Consider the following 23,267-nt stretch of genomic DNA (forward strand, 5'->3'; position numbering starts at 1 on the left):
GGGTTTTTCCCCCGCCCTCCACAACAACAATCACGAGGAGGCTGTAGATGCACCCTATTCCACGCCCCCATGACCTGCTCTGGGGAATGTCCCTAGCGCACTTGCCCGCTGATGCTCCGGAATGGGCACGCCAAGTGCTCAGCGCTGGCCAGCCCGTGGTCGTCCGGCGAGCCATGGTGGCCACTGGTCAGATCGCGGTGGGTCTGCGCGGCGCCAGCCGTGATCAGCGCTATGCCTCGGTGATGCCGGCGAGCGGCATCATGCGCAGCGTGCGCCCAGAGCAGTTGGTCGAGTCGCTGCCGTCTCGCGACTTGCCGGCGCTGCGTGCGCTGGCACTGCTCAAGTCCTCCTTGGATGGTCTGGGCCTGCGCTGGGGCGTGACCGGTTCAGTGGGCTTTCAACTCGCAACCGGGCTTGCAGTCGCCCATGCCGATAGCGATCTCGACCTGCTGTTACGCACACCCGTCGAACTATCGCGCGCCGATGCCTGCGAATTGCAACTTCTACTGGACGGAGCTCCCTGCCGCGTCGATATGCAGCTGGAGACGCCCTCTGGTGCCGTCGCCTTGCGCGACTGGGCCAGTGAATCCGCACGCGTGCTGCTCAAGTCCCATGCCGGCGCACGACTGGTAAACGACCCCTGGCAGCTGCGGGAACTGGCGGCATGAGCAGCCTGTTTGCCTTTCCGGGGCAGGGCGCGCAGAAGCCCGGCATGCTCCATCGCCTGCCGCAGGAGCCGGAGGTGATCGAGTGCCTGCAGCAGGCCGGTGAAGCGCTCGGCGAGGATGCCCTGTCGCTGGACAGTGAAGCCGCGCTGGGCTCAACCCGCGCCGTGCAGCTCTGCCTGGTGATTGCCGGAGTCGCCGGTGCCCGATTGCTGATGCGCAGCGGGCAGGTGCCGGACTACGTCGCCGGTCTTTCCATCGGCGCCTATGCCGCAGCGGTGGCGGCCGGCTCGCTGGACTATCGCGACGCCGTACGGCTGGTCGCCTTACGTGGCGAGCTGATGCAGAACGCTTACCCACAGGGTTTCGGCATGACCGCGATCATCGGCCTTGATCTCGGTACCGTCGAACGTTTGCTGGGCGAGGTGCACGCAGGGCAGTCGCCCGTGCACCTCGCCAACATCAACGGCGACAACCAGATCGTCATCGCAGGTGCGAATCACGCAATGGCTGCGGTCGCAGAGCGCGCCAAGACCCTCGGCGCGGCCTGCGCAAAGCGACTGGCGGTGAGCGTGCCGTCCCACAGCGCGCTGTTGGACCAACCGGCCGCACGGCTCGCTGAGGCGTTCGGCGATGTCGAGCTACGCGCGCCGCGCATCCGCTATCTGAGCAGTACCACGGCGCGGCCAATCACCGATCCGCAGCGTCTGCGCGACGATCTGGCCTTCAATATGTGCCGCGTCGTCGATTGGCACGGCACCCTGTGCACCGCCTATGAGCGCGGGGTACGGCTGCATATCGAACTGCCGCCCGGAGCCATTCTCACCGGCCTGGCGCGGCGGGTTTTCGAACAGGGTACGCTGATCGCTTTCGACGGCGCTCGTTTGGATACGTTGGACGCCTTGCTGCGTCAGGAGGGAAGCCGGAGCCGATAAACCGCGTGCGCTTCGTGACGAGCGAACCCGTACTCGTCACTACTCGACGGATAAAAACAACTACCTCGACAACACCGTATTCCAGCCAGCTACGCATGGTCTGGTGTGCAACCCAAAAAGGACAATAACAATGATCATCTTCGGTGTGGCCTTCCTGGCCCTGTGCACCCTCGCAGGCATCTTCGTTGGTGAGCTGCTGGGCAAACTCATCGGCGTACCGGCCAACGTTGGCGGCGTCGGCATTGCCATGGTGCTGCTGATTCTGCTCGGCAGCTATCTCAAGAAGCGTGGCCTGTTCAAGGCGGATTCGGAGCAGGGCGTCAAATTCTGGAGCGCCGTTTATATCCCCATCGTTGTGGCCATGGCCGCGCAGCAAAACGTATTCGGCGCGCTCAGCGGCGGCCCGATGGCAATTCTCGCGGGTGTTGCGGCGGTGGCTATCGCCTTTGCCCTGGTACCAGTGCTCGATCGGATCGGCCGAAAAAAGCTTGAAGCCGATGAAGCCAAACCACTGACTACCGAGGGCTGAGCCATGTACGAATCTCTACTGAAGGTGGTTTCCGGCTACGGCCTGATCAGTGGCTTCGCCATCATCGGCGCGACCATGTGGTTCTCTTACTGGCTGTCGGACAAACTGACCAAGGGCCGCCTGCACGGCTCAGCGGTGGCCATCCTTATCGGCCTGTTGCTGTCCTACATCGGCGGCGTGATGACAGGGGGCCAAAAGGGGCTGGTAGACATCGCACTCTTCTCTGGCATCGGCCTGCTCGGCGGTTCCATGCTGCGTGACTTCGCCATTGTCGCCACCGGTTTCGGGGTCAGTGTCGAGGAACTCAAGCGCGCCGGAATGGTGGGCGTGCTGGCGCTGTTCGTCGGCGTTTTCTCGTCCTTTGTCGCCGGCGTTGGCGTGGCCATGGCGTTTGGTTACACCGATGCGATCAGCCTGACCACCATCGGCACGGGTGCGGTCACCTATATCGTCGGCCCGGTAACCGGCGCCGCGATTGGCGCCAGCTCTGAGGTTATGGCGTTGTCCATCGCGGCGGGTCTGGTAAAAGCGATTCTGGTGATGATTGCGACGCCGTTCTTCGCACCTATGATGGGCCTGAATAACCCGCGCGCGGCGGTCATTTTCGGTGGTTTGATCGGCACGTCCAGCGGGGTAGCGGGTGGTCTGGCGGCAACTGATGCCAAGCTGGTTCCGTACGGTTGTCTGACGGCGGCGTTCTATACCGCACTGGGCTGCTTGCTTGGCCCGTCACTGTTGTTCTTCATCATGCGTGGCTTGATCGGGTAGAGCACCGCATGGCCGCCGCATGGCTCAGCTGGGATTCTTCAAGCTGTACATGCGGCATTCGGCGAGGAGTGCGAGCAGGTTGGGATCGCGCTCCTTGGCCTTCAGGAACACCACGCCGATATGCTGTTGCAGGTGATAGCGTGCCTGTAGCGGCACCAGCTTGACCCGCGACTCGTAGACCATCCCGACCCGTCCCGGCAGCAGGGCATAACCCACCCCCGAGTTGACCATGCTGAGCAGGGTAAAGATGTCGTTCACCTGCATTGCCACCTTGGGCTCGAAGCCCGCCTGCTGAAACACCCGATTGCCGTCCTGATGGGTCGCAAAGCCCTGGGTGAGGGTAATGAATGTGGCATCGCGCAATTCGCTCAGATCCACCTCGGGCCGCTGGGCGAAGGGAGAGTCGGCCGGTGCGGCGAGAAAGATGTCATCGGCGAACAGGGGCAACTGGGCGCAGTCCGGGTCATGGCAGACGCTTTCGTTCAGCGACACCAGGATGGCGTCCAGCTCCATGTTCTTCAGCTTGTAGAAGAGGTCGATATTCGAGCCTAGGATCAGGTCGATATTCAGCTCGCTGCGGCGCAGCTTCAGACCCATGATGAGCTGCGGCACGGTTTTGACCGTCAGCGAATACAGTGCGCCGAGCTTGAAGCGCTCCGCCGAGAAGCCTGCGGCCTCGCGGGTCTGGCGAACTGTCTCGAGCACATCCTGCACCAGCTTCTGCGCCCTCTCCTCAAGCACATAAGCGCTTTCCAGCGGTATCAGGTTGCGCCCCTCATGCTTGAACAGCGGGCAGCGCAGCGCACTTTCCAGTGAATGGATCGCGCGGTGCACGCTGACATTACTGGTGTTCAGGTCGGCGGCTGCCTTGCTCAGGTTTCCGCTGCGCATGAAAGCTAGAAACACCTCCAGCTTTTTCAGGGTGAGTTCTTCGTCGATTTGCATGGGCGAGGGCTCGGACAAGGGAGTCGATTATGCCTAACGCGGACCGGCTTCGGGCTCAGGAGTCGCTCGCGCTACCTGCGTGATGCGCTAGCCGGCAAAGCGAGTCGTTTTACCTGGCCGAAAGCGCTTGGCGTGCAGATCGCATGCTTAAGTCGCGCTCGCCATGCATGTTGCATGATAGGCATGAATGGGTATGTTCGTAAGATACTGAAATATAAGGGAAACAGTCAGTCTGCATAATGGCATGTTCGATGCCTGTAGTTGTGTGCTGCCACTCGGCAAGGCCTACGACAACCCGAACGACGGCTGGACGGACGCTCCAGCTCAGGATATGGACGAAATGGATAACAGGCTGAACGGTAAGACGCAGATATGGGCCGACGGATATTCATTCATGGAAGTAACCGAGACGCTGCTGATGGCCTTGGGTATTCAAACGGAAGACTGCCAGTCTTCGCAACCGGAGCCTGGGCCAGCTGAACGGACCCCCTCATCGGATGCCATCCATGGAGCGGAGGCAGACGGGTAGCTCGGGCTTGGTTGATAGTTGCACCGCACTCGCTCTGCCTCGTAGATCAGAGCGGATCGTGCAGCTCGATGCCCATGTCGCGACAGATCAGACCCCGGTGGGCTAAAGCCCACCCTAGGAACCGGTGCGATAGCCATTTAGTCAGGGTTATAGGGCAGGGCAGGCGGCGCTCCGCTTCAGCCCACCAACCAGCGTGTCGACGCCTGCCGTCCCTAGGGTTCGCCACATCTGGTTATCCGTCAAACTGGCCCAGGATGCGATAAGCGAGCTTCACACGTTCCTCGTTGGGGTAGTACCGGTTGGCCAGAATGACGATTCCCAGCTGCTTGGCCGGTATGAAGGCCACATAGGCACCGAAGCCGTTGGTTGAGCCGGTCTTGTTGATCCAGGTATCGGCCTGCGGTTGCAGAGGCGGGGAGATCGGCTGCGCGGGCTGGCTTTCGAGCACCATCCTGCTGCCGTTGCCGGCCAGCAAATCTCCCAGCGCTACCGGATAGTCGTACTGCTCCCACACCAGCGCCTGCGTCATGGCGCCCACCCGGTAGTAGCCAGTTCGGGTCGCGGCCATGGCCTGCCTGACCGAATCATCCGTCTCGGCGATGCCGAGCTGCGTCTCGATAAAGCGAAGCAAATTCTGGCTGGTAGTTTTCACGCCGTAGGCTTCGTCCGCCAGCAGCGCGGGATTCAGCCTGACCGGGGCGCCGTCCTTGTTGTAGCCCTGCGCATAGCGCGCCATCTCGCTTGAAGGCACATTGATGAAGGTGTGGCGCATGCCGAGCTTCGGCAGCAGCTGGGTCTGCAAGGCATCGGCGTAGGGAAGCCCCAGGCTCTTCGCAGCGACCATTCCAAGCAGACCCATGCTGGGGTTGGCATAGGTACGCTGGGTGCGCGGTGGGTACTGGGGTCGCCAGGCTCTGAAGTAATCGGTCAGCTGCTGCTCGTTGCGAACCTCATCGGGTAGCTGCAAGGGAAAACCGCTGACAGTATGCGTGGCGAGATCGATCAGGGTGATCTGATCCAATTCGCTGCCTTCAAGAGCCGGCAGATGGCGACTGGGGCTGTCGGTCAGCGAGAGCTTTCCCTGGGCGTCGGCATAAGCCACCAGAGTGGCGGTAAGGGTTTTGCTGACCGAGCCGATCTCGAACAGGGTGTCGCGCGTAACGGGCTGCTGCGTCGCCTTCGAGGCGACCCCGTAGTGGTAGAAGCGCTGCTTGCCCTGCGCCGTGATGGCGATGGCCAGACCCGGAATGGCGTGTTGCGTCATCAGGGTCTGGGCGGCGTCCGCTACCGTCGCGTCCAGCTGCGCAAACTCCGTATCGGCCACCGCCAGGTGGCTGAGGATCGCCAGCATGGCGACGACAGGCAGCCGTGTTCGATACATCCTGGATACGCGCATCGTGGATCCTCGATCTCACCTGAAGGGCGTGAAACCTACCATCAGGCAGTCAGCTGCAGAAGCCCCTGTTACGGTGTCGCGCGCCAGCTTGCTCGCTCAGCGATGCATCCCCTCAGCCAACTGTGATCTCGAGCGTACCAATGCCCTGAACGCCGCCGCTCAGTCGGTCACCGCGCTGCACCGGTCCGACACCCGCCGGGGTGCCGGTCATGATCAGGTCGCCGGGCTCGAGTACGAACAGGCGCGACAGATAAGCGACCACCTCCGGCACGCTCCAGATCAGCGAAGCCAGGTCGCCCTCCTGGCGGGTCTCGCCATTGATGTCGAGCCAGATACGGCCCTCGCTCGGATGGCCGATCGTTACAGCCGGCACCAGCGCCGAGCAGGGCGCGGCGTGATCGAAGCCCTTGGCCACCGCCCAGGGTCGCCCCATCTTCTTCGCTTCGGCCTGCAGATCGCGGCGAGTCATGTCCAGCCCCACAGCGTAGCCGTAGACGTGCTGGAGCGCCTGTTCGGCCGGGATATCGGCGCCGCCGCGGCCAATCGCTACGACCATTTCGATCTCGTGGTGCACGCTCTCGGTGCCCGGCGGGTAGGGGAACACGCTGCCGTCCGGCAGCAGGCTGTCGGGGTGCTTGGTGAAGAAGAATGGCGGCTCGCGGTCCGGGTCATGGCCCATTTCGCGCGCGTGCTCGGCGTAGTTGCGCCCGACGCAGTAGACGCGTCGCACCGGGAAGCGCTGGTTGCTACCGGCGATGGCGAGGCTGGGAATGTCGGGGGTGAAGAGGTAGTCGTTCTGGTCAATCGCGTTCACTGTTCGGACTCCAGGGTCTTGTTGTTGACGTGTCCGCGTCGCCACCGATGAGCCGCGACGCGCAGGGGTTCATTTGCGCAGCGGCACGCTACCGGCCTCATCCAGGCTGCGCAGAAAATCGAAGTCGCAGCCATGATCGGCCTGAGTCACGGTATCCAGGAACAGCTTGCGATAGCCGCGTTCATCGCCTTCTCGCGGCTCCGGCAGGCTCAGGGTGCTGCGCCGGCGGGCCAGTTCCTCGTCGCTGACCAGCAATTGCAGGGAGCGCTCGGCCACGCTCAGGCGCAGGCGATCACCGCTTTCGATCAGCGCCAGTGGCCCGCCGACCGCCGCTTCGGGCGTGACGTGCAGAATGATGGTGCCGCCTGCCGTGCCGCTCATGCGCCCATCGGAGATGCGCACCATGTCCTTCACGCCAGCCCGCGCCAGTTTGCGCGGAATCGGGATGTAGCCGGCTTCCGGCATGCCAGGGGCGCCCTTCGGGCCGATGTTCTTCAGCACCAGGATGTCGTCTGCGTTCACGTCGAGGTCCGGATCGTCGATGCGCTGAGCCAGATCCTCCAGGCCGTCGAACACCACCACTCGGCCTTCATGTTCCATCAGCTCGGCACTGGCGGCGGACTGTTTGATGATCGCTCCGTCCGGCGCCAGGTTTCCGCGCAGAAAGGCGATGCCGCCTTGCGGGTAGATCGGGTTATTCAGCGGACGCACCACCTCCTGCGGGAACGCGGCGATGTCATCGAGCTCTTCGCCCAGCGTGCGTCCGGTGACCGTCAGCGCGTCGAGGTGCAGGAAGGGCCGCAGTTCGCGCAGCACGGGGGCGAGCCCGCCGGCCTTATGCAAATCTTCCATGTAGTGCGTACCGGACGGCTTGAGATTGACCAGAACCGGGATGTTGCGGCCAAGCGCATCGACCTGGTCCATGTCGATGCGGATGCCGCAGCGGCCGGCGATCGCCGACAGGTGCACGATGGCATTGGTCGATCCGCCGATGGCAAGCAACACCATCAGGGCGTTCTCGAAGGCGTTCTCGGTGAGAATCCGGTCCGGTGTGATCCCCGCCTGGATCATCGCCACTGCCTGGGTGCCGGTGCGCTCGGCAATACGGATGCGGTCGGCAGTCACCGCTGGTGGCGTGGCGCCGCCTGGCAGCATCATGCCCAGCGCCTCGGTGACGCAGGCCATGGTGCTGGCTGTGCCCATGACCGAGCAGGTACCGACGCTGGCCACCAACTGATCGTTGACCTCGGTGATTTCCTGCTGGTCGATCTCGTCGCCGCGGTACATGCCCCAGAAGCGCCGGCAATCAGTACAGGCGCCAACGCGCACGCCGCGGTGGGAGCCGGTCAACATCGAGCCGCTGACCAGCTGGATGGCCGGCACCCCGGCGCTGGCGGCGCCCATCAGTTGGGCCGGGACGGTCTTATCGCAGCCACCGATCAGCACCACCGCATCGATCGGCAGGGCGCGGATCATTTCCTCGGTGTCCATCGACATGAGGTTGCGCAGGAACATGCTGTTGGGGTGGGCGAAGCTCTCGTGGATCGAGATGGTGGGGAAATCCACCGGCAGGCCGCCGGCGAGCATCACCCCGCGCTTGACCGCCTCGATCAGTTGCGGCGCGTTGCCGTGGCAGGGGTTGAAGCCGCTGCCGGTGTTGGTGATGCCGATGATCGGGCGCGACAGGGCGTCGTCCGAATAACCGGCGCCCTTGATGAAGGCCTTGCGCAGAAACAGCGAGAACTCCGCATCGCCATAGTTGGTCAGGCCCTTGCGCATGCCCTGCGCCGCGTTTTCTGCCGAGTTGCCATTGTTCTTGTTCATGGGCGTTTCCTCTCGATGGGTTGGAACGATGCCGGGGCAGTCGGCTCCAGGATGAAAAGGCGGCGGGCGGCGCTCACTCGGGGCCGGTCGGTGCCGGGCCGGAACTGCCTCGTACCAGGAGCTCCGTGGTCGTCTCTATCAGGCCAACCGGCCGCTTGCCGGCCAGGGCTTCGAGCAGATAGGCGCCCGCGAAGTCGCCCATCTGCGCCAGGTCCACGCGAATCGTGGTCAGCGGCGGGGACATGTACTTGGCGTAATCGAAGTCGTTGAAACCGACCACTGAAATGTCTTCGGGCACACGAACGCCCAGATTCTTGGCAGCTAGCAGTGCGCCGAACGCCAGCAAGTCGTTAGCGCAAATGACAGCTGTAGGCCGCTCCGGACCTCGCAACAGACGCTGCATGGCTACGATCGCGCTTTCCAGCGTCAGGTCAGCCGCCACGCGCCATTGGGCGGGCAGGTCCAACCCCTCTTCGGCGAGGCGTGCATGAGTACCTGCGATCCGGTCGCCCACACGGTCGTTGAACGAGCGTTCGTTGACGATCATGGCGAATTTCCGGTGCCCGAGGGACAACAGGTGTTCGACCATCTGCCGCGCGACGGCGGTGTTATTGAAGCCGACGCTCGGGCGGTTGGGATCCTGCGCCCAGGCCTGCACACACGGGATGCGCTTGCGTTCTATCAGGTCCCATAACTTCGGATCGTGGGTACGACCGACCACCATCAGCGCATCGACGCCATGCTCCAGCATGGTCTGAACTTCCTTCAGCTCGACCTGCGCATCGAAACCGAAACTGGCGACCAGAAGGGTGTAGCCGGCTTCGTGAACCCGTTCCTGGAAGGCCGCGAGCGTGCGGGAGAATGTTTCCGTTGCCAGTGTCGGCACGACCGCTCCGATGGTCATGCTGCGGCGAGATGCCAAGGTCCTAGCGGCGGCATTGAGTACGTACCCGAGTTCGTCGCAGGCGCGCTGGACGGCCTGTCGCTTGTCGTCACTGACGGCGGCGCTACCGTTGATCACCCGCGATACGGTAGCCGTCGAAACCCCTGCGAGGCGGGCGACATCGTGCAGGCTGGCACGTGATAAGCCTGTTGGGGGAGGGGACATCGAATTACCCATCGTCGAATCCTTGGACTGGCCATTTGGCGAATGGCGTTTGACATTAGGAAAAACCGAAACTAAGTTTTTGTAAACGCTTACATCGGATTATTTATCAAATGTAAGCGATTACATAGCTGCTGTCGCTCCGTATCGACGTTGAAGAGCACAGCCTACGAATCAACGAAAAGACAGGCTTTGAAAGCGTTTACATCGGTTTCGCCGGCCTAAGACAGGACAAGAATCAATGGCAAAGATCAGCTCCATCTCCGTATGCGCAGCCCGCGTGCCGCTGGACAAGGTCACCTCGTTCTCCAACCGCACCGTTCACGCCCGGGACTACGGGCTGGTCAAAGTGACATCCGAGGATGGCGTGACCGGTATCGGCTTCTGCTACGTCGGCAGTGCTGGTGGCGAGCTGCTGCCAATCGCGGTGGAAAAGCTGCTGGCCCCCGTATTGCTGGGTCGCGATTCGCTGGATGTCGAGGCGCTGTGGAAGGAGATGTACCAGGAAGCGCTGCTGCAGGGCCGCGCCGGTGTAGTGATGCGTGCGCTCAGCATTCTCGACACGGCGCTGTGGGATCTCAATGCACGCAGCGCCGGCCTGCCGCTGCACCGCTACCTCGGTGCAGCCAGGGCCGATCGTGTGCCGGCTTACGCCAGCGGCGGCTACTACCTCGACGGCAAGACCCCCGCACTGCTCGGCGAGGAGATGGCGCACTACGTCTCGCTCGGCTTCAAGGCGGTGAAGATGAAAACCGGTCGTTTGTCGCCCAAGGAAGAAGAAGCGCGGGTCGCAGCGGCACGCGAAGCCATCGGCCCCGATGTCGAGCTGATGCTCGACGTCAATAATGGCTGGAGCGACGTTACCGAGGCGCTGCGGTACGTGCGCCGCTTCGAGCGATACGAGCCAAGCTTCGTCGAAGAGCCATTCCTGGTCGATGACATCGACAGCCACGCGCGGCTGGCGCGCGCCACGCCGATTCCCATCGCGACCGGCGAGGTCGAGGCCGGCCGCTGGCGCCACAAGGAACTGCTCGACAAGGGCGGCGCGGCCATCCTGCAGACCGACGCGCTGGTTTGCGGCGGTATCACCGAGTGGCGCCGCATCGCGGCGATGGCGGCCGGTTACGGCGTGCCGATGTACCCGCACTGGTTTCACGATGTGCACGCGCCGCTGGTCGCGGCCACGCCGAACGCCCGTTACGTGGAGTTCTTCTGGGACGACCAGGTGCTCAATTTCCGCCGTCTGATCGACCGCCAGCTGGAGCAGGAAGGCGGCTACATCAAGCTGCACCAATCCCCAGGGCTCGGCTTCAACTTCGATGAGCACGCCGTTGCGCGCTACTCGATCGCGGCTGACAACCAGCCCTGGATGACATTCAAAAACAACCGCTGAGCAGAGATTGGCATCACCCGCTGTAGGGGCGGTGGCGCACGGTTGCCGCCCCTGACCACGTCTTGGCTCGCGTGGCCAGACACCATAAGTCCAACAAGAAATGTGGAGTGAGCGAAATGAAGATCAACCAGAAACTGTCCGTTGCCGTCCTTTCCGCCGTTACGGCGTTTGCCGTTCCCTTCGCCGCCCAGGCGGACTATGTCGCCGGTGACGAAATCGCCGTGCTGCAAGGCTTCAAGCCCGGTGGCGGCAGCGACGTCCTGGCGCAGCTGGTGCAGCCGTACCTAAGCAAGAAGCTGGACGTGAACTTCGTCAACGAGTACATCCCGGGTGCCACTGGCGCGATCGCCTGGACACGTCTGGCCAGACAATCGAAGAAGGACGGCACGGTAGTCAGCATCACCAACACGCCCATGCTGATGACCAACTACATCATGAACGACGCGATCACTTACAACATCGAGGACCTGACCCCGATCGCCAATGTGGTGACCGATTCGGGCATCGCCGTGGTGGCCAAGGACAGCCCCTACAAGACGATCGAGGACCTGTTGGCCGCGGCCAAGGAAAAGCCCGGCCGTGTCACCGTCGGTAACTCCGGGGTGGGCGGCGACGATTTCTTCACCACGCTGGTGATCGAGAAGGCCACGGGTCTTTCCTTCAAGAAGGTGCCGTTCCAGGGCGATGGCCCTTCAGCCACCGCGGCCATGGGCAACAAGATCGACGTCAGCTTCAACAACGTGGGCAACGTCTACAGCCAGATCCAAAGCGGCAACCTCAGAGCACTGGCGGTATTCGCCGACAAGCGCTTCGACAGCCTGCCCGATGTCCCGACGCTGAAAGAGAAGGGCATCGATGTGGTGGCAGGCTCCTCGCGTGGCTACAGCGCACCGGCCGGCATTCCGGACGAGGCCCGCGATCAGCTGATCGCCGCATTCGAAGCGCTGAAAAACGATGAGGCGTTCCTTGCCGACGCCAAGAAGCGGGCCCTCCACATCGACATCGTCACGGGCGACGACTACGGGCAAATGTTTGAAAGCATGGAGACGGAGTTCCAAGGCATCTGGAAGGAAGTAGGCGATCAGCAGCAGTGATTCCATTCGTTGAATGCAGCGAGGGGAGGCGTCCATGAACAAGAACAGGTTGGTACTCGGGCTCTTTGGAATAGTCCTGGCCGCGGTGTTTTTTACCAACGCTCACGGCTATCCGGAGGCTGCCGCACAGATGCCGCTGATCTACTCGGTAACGGTCGCGCTGCTCTCGCTGGCCATGGTGTGTTCGGAATTGCTGCGCTGGCGCGCGGCAAGCCAGCGTGACGACGCGCCAGCAGTCGCCACCGATGAAGTGGAGGTCCGGTCGCGCTACCTCGTGACGGCCGTCGTTTTCGTCCTGGCGGTCGCCTACGTTTCGGTCATCGGCACGCTTGGGTACTTGCTGTCGACCCTGTTGTTCATGGGCCTGTCGCTGCTGCTGATCCGCACCGTTTCGGTGCGTTTCGCAGTGATCGGCACAGTGGTGCTGGTAACGGTGGTGTGCCTGGTGTTCGTGCAGTTCCTGGGTCTTCCCGTGCCGCTGTTGCCAGCAGCGTTCGCCTGATCGCTTCCCTCCATTTCTCGACGAGGTTTTTTGCGTGGAAAGTTCGATCGTCATGACCGGGTTGGCCAACGTGCTGACCCTGGCCAACTTCGCTGCCATTTTCGGCGGCATCCTGCTTGGGCTGTTCGTCGGCGCGATGCCGGGCCTTTCGGCCACCATGGCGTTGGCGCTGCTGTTGCCGCTGACCTTCAACATGGACACCGCCACCGGGTTGAGCATGCTGGCCTCGCTCTATGTCGGCGCATCTTACGGCGGCTCGATCGCCGCGATTCTGCTGCGCACGCCGGGCACGCCTTCGGCCGCCGCGACGGTGCTCGACGGCTTTCCGATGTCGCAGCAGGGTCAGGCGGGCAAGGCGCTGGGGATCTCATTGTTCGCCTCCTTCATCGGCGGCACCATCAGTGGCATTGCCTTGCTGATGGCGGCGCCGCTGCTGGGCAGCATCGTCGTTGAATTCGGGCCAATCGAGCTGTTCGCTATCGCGGTGCTCGGCATTACCATCATCGGCTCGCTGGCCCAGGGCTCGGTGATCAACGGACTGTTTTCCGGTGGCGTCGGGCTGCTGATCAGCACTGTGGGCATGGACCTGACGACTGGCACGCCGCGCATGGCGTTTGGCAACATCAACCTGTTTTCCGGGATCAGCTTCACGGTGGCGTTGATTGGGTTGTTCTCGATCCCGCAGGCGTTGTCGCTGATCGAAAACTCCCATGGTGCCGCCAAGGTGGCCAGCCGTATCACGGATCGGCTGATTCCCAAGTTCAGCGAATTGAAAGCGCTGATGCCGAATATCCTGCGCTCGAGCGGCATTGGTGTGATCGTCGGGCTCATACCGGGCACCGGCGGCGACACCGCAAGCTGGTTTGCCTATAACGAGGCCAAGCGTTTCGCCAAGGACAAGAGCCGCTTCGGCCTCGGCGAGCCCGCCGGGGTCGCGGCACCCGAGGCGGCGAACAATGCGGTGGTCGGTGGCGCGCTGATTCCTACCATCGCGCTCGGCATTCCTGGCAGCTCGGCCACCGCGATCCTGCTCGGCGCGCTGATGGTGCAGGGCATCCTGCCGGGGCCGAATCTGCTAACCGACTACGGCGACGTGACCTACACGCTGATCTGGGCGGTGATCTTCGCCAACATCGGCCTGCTTGCCGTCGGCCTGATGTTCACCAAGGCCAGCGTGGCGGTCACGCGCATCCCGGACGGCTTCATCGCCTGCGCGATCATCGCCTTGTGCATCATCGGCGCCTACGCGATCAACAACAGCTTGTTCGAGGTGGGGCTGATGCTCGGCTTCGGCCTGTTCGGCTATTGGCTGGCCAAGGCGGGCGTGTCGCCGGCTCCGATGGTCATCGGCCTGATTCTTGGCCCGGTGATGGAGAACGCCTTCCATCAGTCGATGCTGATCGGTAACGACGACTACCGGATCTTCCTGACCAGCCCGATCGCCGTGGTGCTGCTGAGCATCGCTGTGTTCTCGGTGCTGCAGGCGACGCCCCTGTTCCGCTGGCTGCTCGCGCCGCTTCGGCGCCGGGCACGACTCGCCTGACGTCGCGCACAGGCGGCCCCTGGGGCAGCCTGGATAACTACAAAAGAGGAGATAGCCATGAGTCATGGTCGCGTCTGGTCGCCGGTCATTACACCCTTTTCGGCAGATCTCTCGCCGGACACGGAACGCTTTGTGGCGCATTGCCGCTGGCTGCTGGACAAGGAACTGGGCCTGGCAGTATTCGGCACCAACTCGGAAGCCAATTCACTGGCCGTCGAGGAGAAAATCCGCTTGCTCGATACGCTCATCGATGCGGGCGTTCCCGCCGCGCGGCTGATGCCAGGTACCGGTAGTTGCGCACTGCCGGATACCGTGGCGCAAACCCGCCACGCGGTGGCCAAGGGCGTCGAAGGGGTGCTGATGCTGCCGCCGTTCTACTACAAAGGTGTATCCGATGAGGGGCTGTTCCGCTACTTCAGTGAGGTAATCGAGCGGGTCGGCGACGAGCGTCTACGCATCTACCTCTACCACATCCCGCCGGTGTCGCAGGTGCCGCTGTCTCTGGCGCTGATCGAGCGTCTGCTCAAGGCCTACCCGGCCAATGTGGTCGGCCTGAAGGACAGCTCCGGCGATTGGTCCAACACCCAGGCCGTGATCGAGCAATTCGCCGGTGACGGTTTCCAGGTCTACGCCGGCAGCGAGTCCTTTTTGCTGCAAACCCTGCGCGCTGGCGGCGCTGGCTGTATCAGCGCCACGGCAAACGTCAACCCGGGTCCGATTGCGCGGCTCGCCAAAACCTGGCAGGCAGCGGATGCGGATGATCAACAGGCCGCTTTGGTACGCACCCGCAAAATCTTTGAGCGTTTCCCGTTGATCGGCGCGCTCAAGGCCGTTACCGCGAGGTTCGGCGACAGCGAGCAGTGGACGCGCCTGCGCCCGCCGCTGGTGGAACTCGACCAGCAGCAGCGCGGTGAGCTGTTCGCGCTGCTCGACGACCTTGGATTCGACATGCCGGGCCTCAAGCAAAGCTGATCATGGAGTTACCGATGCACAAGAAACGAATCGTCGCCCTGCGCCGGCTGAAGGAATCGCATCTGCAGCGCTTGCGTGAAGCCTTTGAAGTCGCCTATTTCGAAGAGCCGGAGCTACAACCTGAGGCGGTTGCCGCCGCGCTGCGCCAGGCTCATGGGCTGATTGGCGGCAAACTGCAGGTCACCTCGGCGATGCTCGACGAGGCGCCCGCATTGGAGGCCGTCGCCACCATCTCGGTGGGCTACGACAACCTGCCGGTGGCTGAGCTGAGCCGCCGCGGGATCCTCCTGACCAATACCCCCGATGTGCTCACCGAAACCACCGCCGACACCGGATTCATGCTGATCATGGCCAGCGCCCGGCGTCTGGTGGAACTGGCCAACATGGTGCGTGAGGGCCGTTGGACTCAGCACGTCGGCGAGCCGCACTTTGGCCACGATGTGCACGGCAAGACCCTCGGCCTGGTCGGGCTCGGGCGCATCGGCCGAGCCATCGCCCGTCGCGCCTTGGGCTTCAATATGCGCGTGCTGTATAGCAACGCCTCGCCCAAGCCCGATCTGGAGGCCCAGTGGGGGCTGGAGCGCCGCAGCTTCGAACAGTTGCTGGCCGAGTCGGACTTCGTCTGCCTGACCGTGCCACTGACCGAACAGACCGACCACCTGCTCGGCTACGAGCAATGCCAGGCAATGAAACGCTCGGCATTTCTCATCAATGTCTCCCGCGGCCGAGTGGTCGATGAGGCCGGATTGATCCGCGCGCTGGATGAGCGGCTGATTGCGGGGGCGGGGTTGGACGTATTCGAGCAGGAGCCGGTCGCAGCTGATTCGCCGCTGCTGCGCATGGACAATGTAGTCACCCTGCCGCACATTGGTTCGGCCACTCATGAAACCCGTGCAGCGATGGCCAGTTGCGCGGTGGAGAATATCTGTCAGGCCCTGCGCGGTGAGCGCCCGCGGGACCTGGTCAATCCAGAAGCCCGCCCAGGCGGGTTCGTACAACCCCAGCAGGAACAGCCCGTAGATGCCAAGTAATCATTCGCGACGCTTGGCGTCGATTTTGAACCTGCACGACCTTGATCGCGTTGCGAAACGCCATCTGCCGCGACCTATCTACGGCTATATCGCCAACGTCGCCGAGGATGGACACACCGCCCGGGCCAATCGAAGCGCCTTCGATGCCTATTCGTTCCTGCCGCGCGCATTGGTGGACGTTTCCAATATCTCCCTCGAAACCGAACTGCTCGGCCAGCGCTATGCATTGCCGATCGGCATCGCCCCGATGGGTATCAGTGCGCTGTCAGCCTACCGCGGCGACTTGATGCAGGCGCAGGCGGCGGCGAAAGCCGGCATTCCGATGATCCTCAGCGGCAGCTCGCTGATCCGCATGGAAGACGTACTTAACAACGGCAAGACCGACTGGTTCCAGGCCTATCTGCCCGGCGATCACGCCGGTATCGAGGCGCTGATCGAGCGCGTGCGCAACGCCGGCTTCGATAAGCTGGTGATCACCGTCGACTATCCGGTGCCGCCGAACAGCGACAACAACACCCGCTCGGGCTTCTATTCGCCGTTGCGCCCCAGTCTGCGTCTGGCCTATGACGGCCTGGTGCGGCCGCGCTGGCTGTTCGGCACCTTCCTGCGCACGCTGATCAATCACGGGATGCCGCATTTCGAAAACAACTACGCCACGCGCGGCATCGCGGTCATCTCCGGCAACGTCAAGCGCGACTTTTCGGGTCGTAGTCACCTCAACTGGAGCTATATTGAATTGGTCCGCCGCCTATGGCCGGGCAAGCTGGTGATCAAGGGCATCCTCCACCCGGATGACGCCCGTAAATCCCGCGATGCCGGCGCGGATGCGCTGATCGTCTCCAACCACGGTGGGCGCCAGCTTGACGGCACGCTCTCGGCGCTGGAGGCATTGCCCGGGGTGGTCGAAGCGGTCAGCGAGCTGCCGGTGATGATCGACAGCGGTTTCCGCCGCGGTACAGATGTGCTGAAAGCATTGGCGCTGGGCGCGCGCATGGTGTTCATCGGCCGCCCGTTCAACTACGCCGCGGCCTACGCGGGCGAGGCGGGTGTTTCCCATGCGATTGATCTGCTGGGGGCCGAATTGCAGCGTGACATGGCGCTGCTGGGGCTGACCCGGATTGAAGAGGTCACCAGGGACTGCCTGGTCAATAACAAGAAATAGCGCAGAGCCGGTAGCGGAGGGCTTATGGGACGCGGACTGTTGTCAGGACTGTGGGACGTAGAGGCCGCCATTTACACCGGTCCTCCTCCTTTGGAGGATGGTTGCCGGCTCGGCGTACAGCGCACCGAAGCGGCGCTACGTGCGGCGCGTGCCGAGGCCGAACGCAATGGCTGGGCGGTATCCATCGCGGTCGTCGACACCCTCGGCGAGCCGCTTGGGCTGGTCAAACTCGACGGCAGTCCGCCCGACAGTGCTCGGTGTGCGATCAAAAAGGCCCAGCAGGCCACGGCCGCCGAGCAATGCGGCTTAGTCGACGAGGCACCCTTCTCGTCCCACTCGCGGCAGGTGCGATTCCCGGCAGATGCTATCCCCGTCTATGCAGAGGACAAGTGCATCGGCGCGATCGGTGTTCACGGAGTCCATCGGGGCGAAGCCGCACAGGTGGCGAATGCCGGCGCGGAGGCGATAGAGCACGGTCTCTGAGCTGATTCGGCAGGCTAGCGGTTGCTTAGTAATTTCCCGGGCGATTACGCCAGGCGTATCCGCAGCTGCCCCGGCTTGCTCTGCTATCGTCAGCAAGCCATCACCCAATACGGAGCCATAGCATGCAGCCTCGAATCACCGTCATCACCCTTGGGGTTGAGGATCTCGAGGCTTCATTGCGCTTTTATCGCGACGGCTTGGGTTTTGCGAGCGAAGGCATCATCGGGCAGGAGCTCGAGCACGGTGCTGTTGCGTTTATCCAGCTACAGGCTGGCCTGCGTCTGGCCCTTTGGCCGCGCAGCAGCATCGCTCACGACACCGGACTGGCCCTCGGTCCGGCCAGTGCCACCGAAATGACCTTGGGTCACAACGTCGCGTCGAAGGCGGAGGTCGACGCCGTCATGGCAATCGCGGATGCGGCCGGAGCCGTCATCATCAAGCCGGCACATGATACGTTCTGGGGCGGCTATTCCGGGTATTTCAAGGACCCGGACGGCCACCTCTGGGAGATCGTGTGGAACCCGCAGTTGACTGACTGACGCCTGCAGGGCATGCCCTGCCTCCGGTTGGCATCAGAGAAGATGCTTGGAAATCTGCTTGGATATTTCCACGATCGACGTTTTGCCGGTGAATTCGAACTTCACTTGGCCCAACGAAGAAAAATAGATCTCCAGTTCGGAATCCAGATCGAAGGTTCCGGACGTTTCTACTGAATAAGCGACGATGTTCTTGTAGGGCAGGGAGGTGAAGTCCTTCTTGCTCCCGGTGAGGCCCTGCACGTTGACCGCGATGATTCGCTTGGTGGTAAACACCACGCCGTCGCGCATCGATTTGTAGGCGTCGATGACCTGCTCGCCGTCCACCAGCAGAGACCTGACCCGCTCCGCATACTCATCGTTCTGCTTCAGCTTGAAGAAGCCCTTGTTGTCGAAATCGATCATCCGCGTTCCTCGTTATGGAGTGTTTGGAGCGTGCTGTCGCACCAGGTCGACATCTACCATAACGGCCGGAACAACTTGCGCAACAAGGCGCTGAAAACGAAGAAGAGCCAAATATCGAGGCAATCTCGGGATGGCGTTGATTGGACCGAGCCATGGCCCGTCGTCGTTTGGCTGCATTGCTTTGCCAAACACGCGAGAAGATGGGGATAAGGCTAGCGCTTGAAGGTGGCCGCTGATCGCTCTGTGCGACTCGATCACTCAAGGAAAACAGAGAAAAACAAAGGGCCTAGGTTTTCACCTAAGCCCTTGTCTATTTGGCGCACCAGGCGGGATTCGAACCCACGACCCCTGCCTTCGGAGGGCAGTACTCTATCCAGCTGAGCTACTGGTGCGGCGCGGGCGCAATCATACGCATCTCGCCGGCGGTCGTCCATGGCGCTTCGGCGGCTAGGAACGGAACCCTTGCTCAGGTCCGGCCATCTTCGTGTCTTTATCAGGCTAGGCTATGAAGCGTTAGTTTTTTCGAACATGGTGTTGCCTGAAGTCTCGCGGCGGGCCTAGCATTTCGTTTGAGATTTCGAACGCTCGCTGCGCTATAGGAACCCGGCTGTTGCCTTTTACTCTGACTGGGTAAGGTCATGCCATGCGGGCCTCCCCTCATATGCGGCCAGACGGCCATGTCCAATTTCCGGCGCCAGGCGCCGGCTCGTAGGAGACTGTCATGCAACTCAAAGATACTTCGCTGTTCCGCCAGCAGGCCTATATCGACGGAGCCTGGCAGGACGCGGACGGCGGCCAGACCATCAAGGTCAACAACCCGGCCAGCAATGAGGTTCTAGGCACCGTGCCGAAGATGGGTGCCGCTGAAGCTCGCCGTGCCATCGAGGCCGCCGAGCGTGCGCTGCCAGCCTGGCGCGACCTGACGGCCAAAGAGCGTTCGCAGAAGCTGCGTCGCTGGTTCGAACTGGTGATGGAAAACCAGGATGACCTGGGCCGCCTGATGACGCTGGAGCAGGGCAAGCCGTTGGCCGAATCCAAGGGCGAGATTGCCTATGCCGCGTCGTTTATCGAGTGGTTCGCCGAGGAGGCCAAACGTGTCTATGGCGATACCATTCCCGGCCACCAGAAGGACAAGCGGATCATCGTGATCAAGCAGCCGATCGGGGTCACCGCGGCCATCACGCCATGGAACTTCCCCGCAGCGATGATCACTCGTAAGGCCGCTCCGGCACTCGCGGCGGGTTGCACCATGGTGGTCAAGCCGGCCAGCCAGACCCCGTTCTCCGCGCTGGCGCTGGCCGAGCTGGCCGAGCGTGCCGGCATTCCCAAGGGGGTGTTTAGCGTCATCACCGGTTCGGCCGGCGATATCGGCAGCGAGCTGACCGCCAATCCCACTGTGCGCAAGATCAGCTTCACCGGCTCCACTGAGGTTGGTGCCAAGTTGATGGCGCAATGCGCGCCGGGGATCAAGAAGGTTTCGTTGGAGCTGGGCGGCAACGCGCCTTTCCTGGTCTTCGACGACGCCGACCTCGACGAGGCGGTCAAAGGCGCCATGCAGTCCAAGTACCGAAATGCCGGGCAGACCTGTGTCTGCGTCAACCGCATTTATGTACAGGAGGGGGTGTACGACGCCTTCGCCGAGAAATTTCAGGCGGCAGTGGCGAAGCTGAAGGTCGGCAACGGCCTCGATGAAGGCATCGACATCGGTCCGCTGATTGATGAGCGGGCCGCCGCCAAGGTCAGAGAGCATATCGAGGATGCCGTCGCCAACGGTGCCCAGGTGGTCACCGGCGGTAAAGCGCATAGCCTCGGCGGTAGCTATTTCGAGCCGACGCTGATGGTCAATGTGCCGCATGACGCTAAGGTCGCCAAGGAAGAGACCTTCGGCCCGCTGGCGCCGCTGTTCCGCTTCAAGGACGAGGCCGAAGGCATTGCGCTGGCCAACGACACTGAGTTCGGTCTGGCTGCGTACTTCTATGCCCGCGACCTGGGGCGGGTGTTCCGTGTGGCCGAGGCGATCGAGTCGGGAATGGTCGGCGTCAACACCGGCATGATTTCCACGGAGGTGGCGCCGTTCGGCGGGGTGAAGTCCTCCGGCCTGGGCCGCGAGGGTTCCAAGTACGGTATCGAGGATTACCTGGAGATCAAGTACCTCTGCCTGGGGCTGTAGGCCGCGCGGCACCACGAGGAGCCAGTTCCTGTCTTGGGGGCTGGCTCCTTTTTGTTTATGGGCCGGTATCCCGTTCGCCAATGACCCACCCCTGTCGTCGCTGAGCCCACTAGAGTGCCTGGTGTCGCCCGCATTCGTATTGAGCTGGCGACACCGGCCGGCGCGTCGATCGGGCGCGAAAACAGGCGAAAAGCGATGTCCGGGGCATTCAGTGACGTGACGGCGCTTGCCAGTCCGGATGAATATTGCCAGTCTCTCGACATGCAGAAATGACTCGACTATTCTGCTGTGCGAAACCTAATTCCGTGAAATTACAAATCCAATCATCATTTCACAAGCGGAGGCCTGCCATGACGGATGTCGTACGGCTCGAATTCCAGGGCGAGATCGCTCTGATCACGGTCAACAACCCACCAGTCAACGCGCTCGGCCAAGCCGTGCGTGAAGGCCTGCTGCAGGCCTTTCAGAGCGCCGAGGCGGATGCACAGGTCCGTGCCGTCGTGCTGATCTGCGAGGGCAGTACTTTCATTGCCGGCGCTGACATCAAGGAATTCGGCAAGCCGCCGCAGGCACCGAGTCTGCCGGAGGTGATCGAGGTCATCGAAGGCAGCGGCACGCCGAGCGTCGCGGTGATTCACGGCACTGCCCTGGGTGGCGGGCTGGAAGTCGCGCTGGGCTGCCATTACCGCATCGCTCGGCGGGACGCCAAAGTCGGCCTGCCGGAAGTGAAGCTGGGTCTGTTGCCGGGTGCTGGCGGCACCCAGCGCTTGCCGCGTCTGGCCGGCGTTGAGAAGGCGCTGGACATGATCGTCAGCGGCACGCCGATCGATGCGGCAGAGGCGGTGGAGCACAACGTCATCGATGAGCTGTTCGACGGCGACCTGAGGGAAGCCGGCCTGGCTTATGCCCGTCGTATGATCGAGGAAGGTCGCGCACCGCGTCGCACTGGCGAGCAGACTCGCGGTCTGGAGAATGCCGACAACGAGGCCCTGATCAGGGCCAAGCACGCCGAGGTGGCCAAGCGCATGCCCGGCCTGTTCTCGCCGCTGCGCTGCATCGCGGCGGTCGAGGCGGCCACCAAGCTGCCGCTGGCCGAGGGTCTCAAGCGTGAGCGTGAGTTGTTCGCCGAGTGCCTGAACTCGCCACAGCGTGGTGCGTTGGTCCATTCCTTCTTCGCCGAGCGTCAGGCGAGCAAGATCACCGATCTGCCGGCCGACGTGAAACCGCGCCCGATCAATAGCGCCGCGGTGATTGGCGGAGGCACCATGGGTGTCGGTATCGCCCTGAGTTTTGCTAATGCTGGTGTGCCGGTAAAGTTGCTGGAAATCAATGACGAGGCACTGCAGCGCGGCTTGCAGCGTGCCCGCGATACCTATGCCGCCAGCGTAAAGCGCGGCAGCCTGACCGAGGAGGCAATGGAAAAACGCCTCAAGCTGGTCACTGGTGTTACCAATTACAGCGCCCTGGCCGACGCCGACGTGGTGGTCGAGGCGGTGTTCGAGGAAATGGGCGTCAAGCAGCAGGTCTTCGAGCAGCTGGACGCCGTCTGCAAGCCAGGCGCAATCCTCGCCTCCAATACATCGTCACTGGATTTGAATGCCATCGCGGCCTTCACCAAACGTCCCGAAGATGTGGTGGGTTTGCATTTCTTCAGCCCGGCCAACGTGATGCGCCTGCTGGAAGTGGTGCGTGGCGAGAAGACCAGTCACGAAGTGCTGGCCACCGCCATGGCGATCGGCAAGAAGCTGAAGAAGGTCTCGGTGGTGGTTGGTGTCTGCGACGGCTTCGTCGGCAACCGCATGGTCTTTCAGTATGGCCGCGAGGCGGAATTCCTGCTTGAAGAGGGCGCCACGCCGCAGCAGGTCGACGGCGCGCTGCGCAACTTCGGCATGGCCATGGGGCCCTTTGCGATGCGCGATCTGTCTGGATTGGATATCGGCCAGGCGATTCGCAAGCGCCAGCGGGTCGACCTACCGGCCGATCGCGACTTCCCCACCGTCTCCGACAAGCTCTGCGCGGCCGGCATGCTCGGGCAGAAGACGGGTGCGGGTTATTACCGCTACGAGCCGGGCAACCGTACGCCGCTGGAGAACCCTGAATTGGCGCCTATGCTCGACGCGGCGTCGCGGGAAAAAGGCATCGAGCGCCGTGAGCTGGATGAGCAGTACATCGTCGAGCGGACCATCTTCGCGCTGGTCAACGAAGGCGCGAAGATTCTCGAAGAGGGCATCGCCCAACGCTCCAGCGACATCGACGTCATTTACCTGAACGGTTACGGATTCCCGGCCTTCCGGGGTGGGCCGATGTATTACGCCGACAGCGTTGGCCTGGACAAGGTGCTCGCGCGTGTTCGCGAACTTCACGCACGGTGCGGTGACTGGTGGAAGCCGGCGCCGCTATTGGAAAAACTGGCCGCCGAAGGCCGTACTTTCACCGAATGGCAGGCCGGGCAATGAGCGCCGCCCG

21 protein-coding genes and 1 tRNA gene are annotated in these 23,267 nt (G+C 62.7%); 15 read left to right on the forward strand and 7 right to left on the reverse strand.

From position 1 onward, the window contains the following. The first annotated feature begins 47 nt into the window (after positions 1–47). The 4 genes from H3028_RS05300 (at position 48) to madM (ending at position 2,897) form a co-directional block, all read left to right on the forward strand. Entirely contained in the window at positions 48–668 is a 621-nt protein-coding gene (locus H3028_RS05300; RefSeq protein WP_181296026.1) for a malonate decarboxylase holo-ACP synthase, read from the forward strand. Beyond that, the gene (gene mdcH / locus H3028_RS05305) at positions 665–1,600 is read left to right on the forward strand and encodes a malonate decarboxylase subunit epsilon (RefSeq protein ID WP_181296027.1); all 936 of its coding nucleotides are present in this window, start codon (positions 665–667) and stop codon (positions 1,598–1,600) included. The genes H3028_RS05300 and mdcH overlap by 4 nt, the downstream gene beginning before the upstream one ends. Positions 1,601–1,730: 130 nt before the next feature. Further along, positions 1,731–2,129: a malonate transporter subunit MadL gene (gene madL / locus H3028_RS05310; protein WP_181296028.1), complete on the forward strand. Its 399-nt coding sequence runs from the start codon at positions 1,731–1,733 to the stop codon at positions 2,127–2,129. A 3-nt stretch (positions 2,130–2,132) separates the two neighbouring features. Next, a complete protein-coding gene (gene madM / locus H3028_RS05315; protein ID WP_181296029.1) occupies positions 2,133–2,897 on the forward strand; it encodes a malonate transporter subunit MadM in 765 nt (254 codons plus the stop codon). Between the two features lie 24 nt (positions 2,898–2,921). On the opposite strand, the gene H3028_RS05320 is transcribed toward madM, so the two are convergent. From H3028_RS05320 to H3028_RS05340, 5 genes are all read right to left on the reverse strand, one after another. After that, positions 2,922–3,842: a LysR substrate-binding domain-containing protein gene (locus tag H3028_RS05320; protein ID WP_181296030.1), complete on the reverse strand. Its 921-nt coding sequence runs from the start codon at positions 3,840–3,842 to the stop codon at positions 2,922–2,924. Positions 3,843–4,603: 761 nt separating this feature from the next. Further along, on the reverse strand, positions 4,604–5,767 hold the full coding sequence (gene ampC / locus H3028_RS05325) for a class C beta-lactamase (protein ID WP_181296031.1): 1,164 nt from the start codon (positions 5,765–5,767) through the stop codon (positions 4,604–4,606). Positions 5,768–5,879: 112 nt separating this feature from the next. Then, on the reverse strand, positions 5,880–6,581 hold the full coding sequence (locus tag H3028_RS05330) for a fumarylacetoacetate hydrolase family protein (RefSeq protein WP_181296032.1): 702 nt from the start codon (positions 6,579–6,581) through the stop codon (positions 5,880–5,882). Between the two features lie 69 nt (positions 6,582–6,650). Continuing rightward, positions 6,651–8,405 carry an IlvD/Edd family dehydratase gene (locus H3028_RS05335; protein WP_181296033.1) on the reverse strand — a complete coding sequence of 585 codons (1,755 nt, stop codon included), beginning with the start codon at positions 8,403–8,405 and terminating at the stop codon, positions 6,651–6,653. 73 nt (positions 8,406–8,478) lie between these two features. Continuing rightward, the gene (locus H3028_RS05340) at positions 8,479–9,525 is read right to left on the reverse strand and encodes a LacI family DNA-binding transcriptional regulator (protein WP_219919901.1); all 1,047 of its coding nucleotides are present in this window, start codon (positions 9,523–9,525) and stop codon (positions 8,479–8,481) included. 226 nt (positions 9,526–9,751) lie between these two features. Between H3028_RS05340 and H3028_RS05345 the strand changes: the two genes are divergently transcribed. The 9 genes from H3028_RS05345 (at position 9,752) to H3028_RS05385 (ending at position 18,229) form a co-directional block, all read left to right on the forward strand. After that, on the forward strand, positions 9,752–10,903 hold the full coding sequence (locus tag H3028_RS05345) for a mandelate racemase/muconate lactonizing enzyme family protein (RefSeq protein ID WP_181296034.1): 1,152 nt from the start codon (positions 9,752–9,754) through the stop codon (positions 10,901–10,903). Positions 10,904–11,019: 116 nt separating this feature from the next. Next, entirely contained in the window at positions 11,020–11,997 is a 978-nt protein-coding gene (locus H3028_RS05350) for a tripartite tricarboxylate transporter substrate binding protein (RefSeq protein WP_181296035.1), read from the forward strand. 34 nt (positions 11,998–12,031) lie between these two features. After that, positions 12,032–12,499: a tripartite tricarboxylate transporter TctB family protein gene (locus tag H3028_RS05355; protein WP_181296036.1), complete on the forward strand. Its 468-nt coding sequence runs from the start codon at positions 12,032–12,034 to the stop codon at positions 12,497–12,499. A gap of 34 nt (positions 12,500–12,533) precedes the next feature. Further along, positions 12,534–14,042 (forward strand): tripartite tricarboxylate transporter permease, encoded by a 1,509-nt coding sequence (locus H3028_RS05360; protein WP_219919903.1) that lies wholly within the window; start codon positions 12,534–12,536, stop codon positions 14,040–14,042. Positions 14,043–14,099: 57 nt separating this feature from the next. After that, positions 14,100–15,014 carry a dihydrodipicolinate synthase family protein gene (locus H3028_RS05365; protein WP_181296037.1) on the forward strand — a complete coding sequence of 305 codons (915 nt, stop codon included), beginning with the start codon at positions 14,100–14,102 and terminating at the stop codon, positions 15,012–15,014. A gap of 14 nt (positions 15,015–15,028) precedes the next feature. Next, positions 15,029–16,045, forward strand: a complete 1,017-nt coding sequence (locus H3028_RS05370; protein ID WP_181296038.1) for a D-glycerate dehydrogenase — start codon at positions 15,029–15,031, stop codon at positions 16,043–16,045. Further along, on the forward strand, positions 16,035–17,207 hold the full coding sequence (locus tag H3028_RS05375; protein ID WP_181296039.1) for an alpha-hydroxy acid oxidase: 1,173 nt from the start codon (positions 16,035–16,037) through the stop codon (positions 17,205–17,207). The genes H3028_RS05370 and H3028_RS05375 overlap by 11 nt, the downstream gene beginning before the upstream one ends. Positions 17,208–17,246: 39 nt before the next feature. After that, complete coding sequence (locus tag H3028_RS05380; RefSeq protein ID WP_181296040.1) at positions 17,247–17,690, forward strand: heme-binding protein; 444 nt, start codon at positions 17,247–17,249, stop codon at positions 17,688–17,690. 122 nt (positions 17,691–17,812) lie between these two features. Continuing rightward, on the forward strand, positions 17,813–18,229 hold the full coding sequence (locus H3028_RS05385; protein WP_181296041.1) for a VOC family protein: 417 nt from the start codon (positions 17,813–17,815) through the stop codon (positions 18,227–18,229). 33 nt (positions 18,230–18,262) lie between these two features. Here H3028_RS05385 and H3028_RS05390 read toward each other — a convergent pair whose 3' ends face one another. Together H3028_RS05390 and H3028_RS05395 are read right to left on the reverse strand one after the other, a co-directional pair. Then, positions 18,263–18,631: a PH domain-containing protein gene (locus tag H3028_RS05390; RefSeq protein ID WP_181296042.1), complete on the reverse strand. Its 369-nt coding sequence runs from the start codon at positions 18,629–18,631 to the stop codon at positions 18,263–18,265. A 315-nt stretch (positions 18,632–18,946) separates the two neighbouring features. Beyond that, positions 18,947–19,023, reverse strand: a tRNA-Arg gene (locus H3028_RS05395). A 329-nt stretch (positions 19,024–19,352) separates the two neighbouring features. Between H3028_RS05395 and gabD the strand changes: the two genes are divergently transcribed. Continuing rightward, on the forward strand, positions 19,353–20,801 hold the full coding sequence (gene gabD, locus H3028_RS05400) for an NADP-dependent succinate-semialdehyde dehydrogenase (protein ID WP_181296043.1): 1,449 nt from the start codon (positions 19,353–19,355) through the stop codon (positions 20,799–20,801). Positions 20,802–21,151: 350 nt separating this feature from the next. Beyond that, complete coding sequence (locus H3028_RS05405; protein WP_181296044.1) at positions 21,152–23,257, forward strand: 3-hydroxyacyl-CoA dehydrogenase NAD-binding domain-containing protein; 2,106 nt, start codon at positions 21,152–21,154, stop codon at positions 23,255–23,257. The last annotated feature ends 10 nt before the right edge of the window (positions 23,258–23,267 follow it).

The sequence above is a fragment of the Pseudomonas sp. Q2-TVG4-2 genome, from assembly GCF_013620795.1.
Classification (GTDB): domain Bacteria; phylum Pseudomonadota; class Gammaproteobacteria; order Pseudomonadales; family Pseudomonadaceae; genus Stutzerimonas.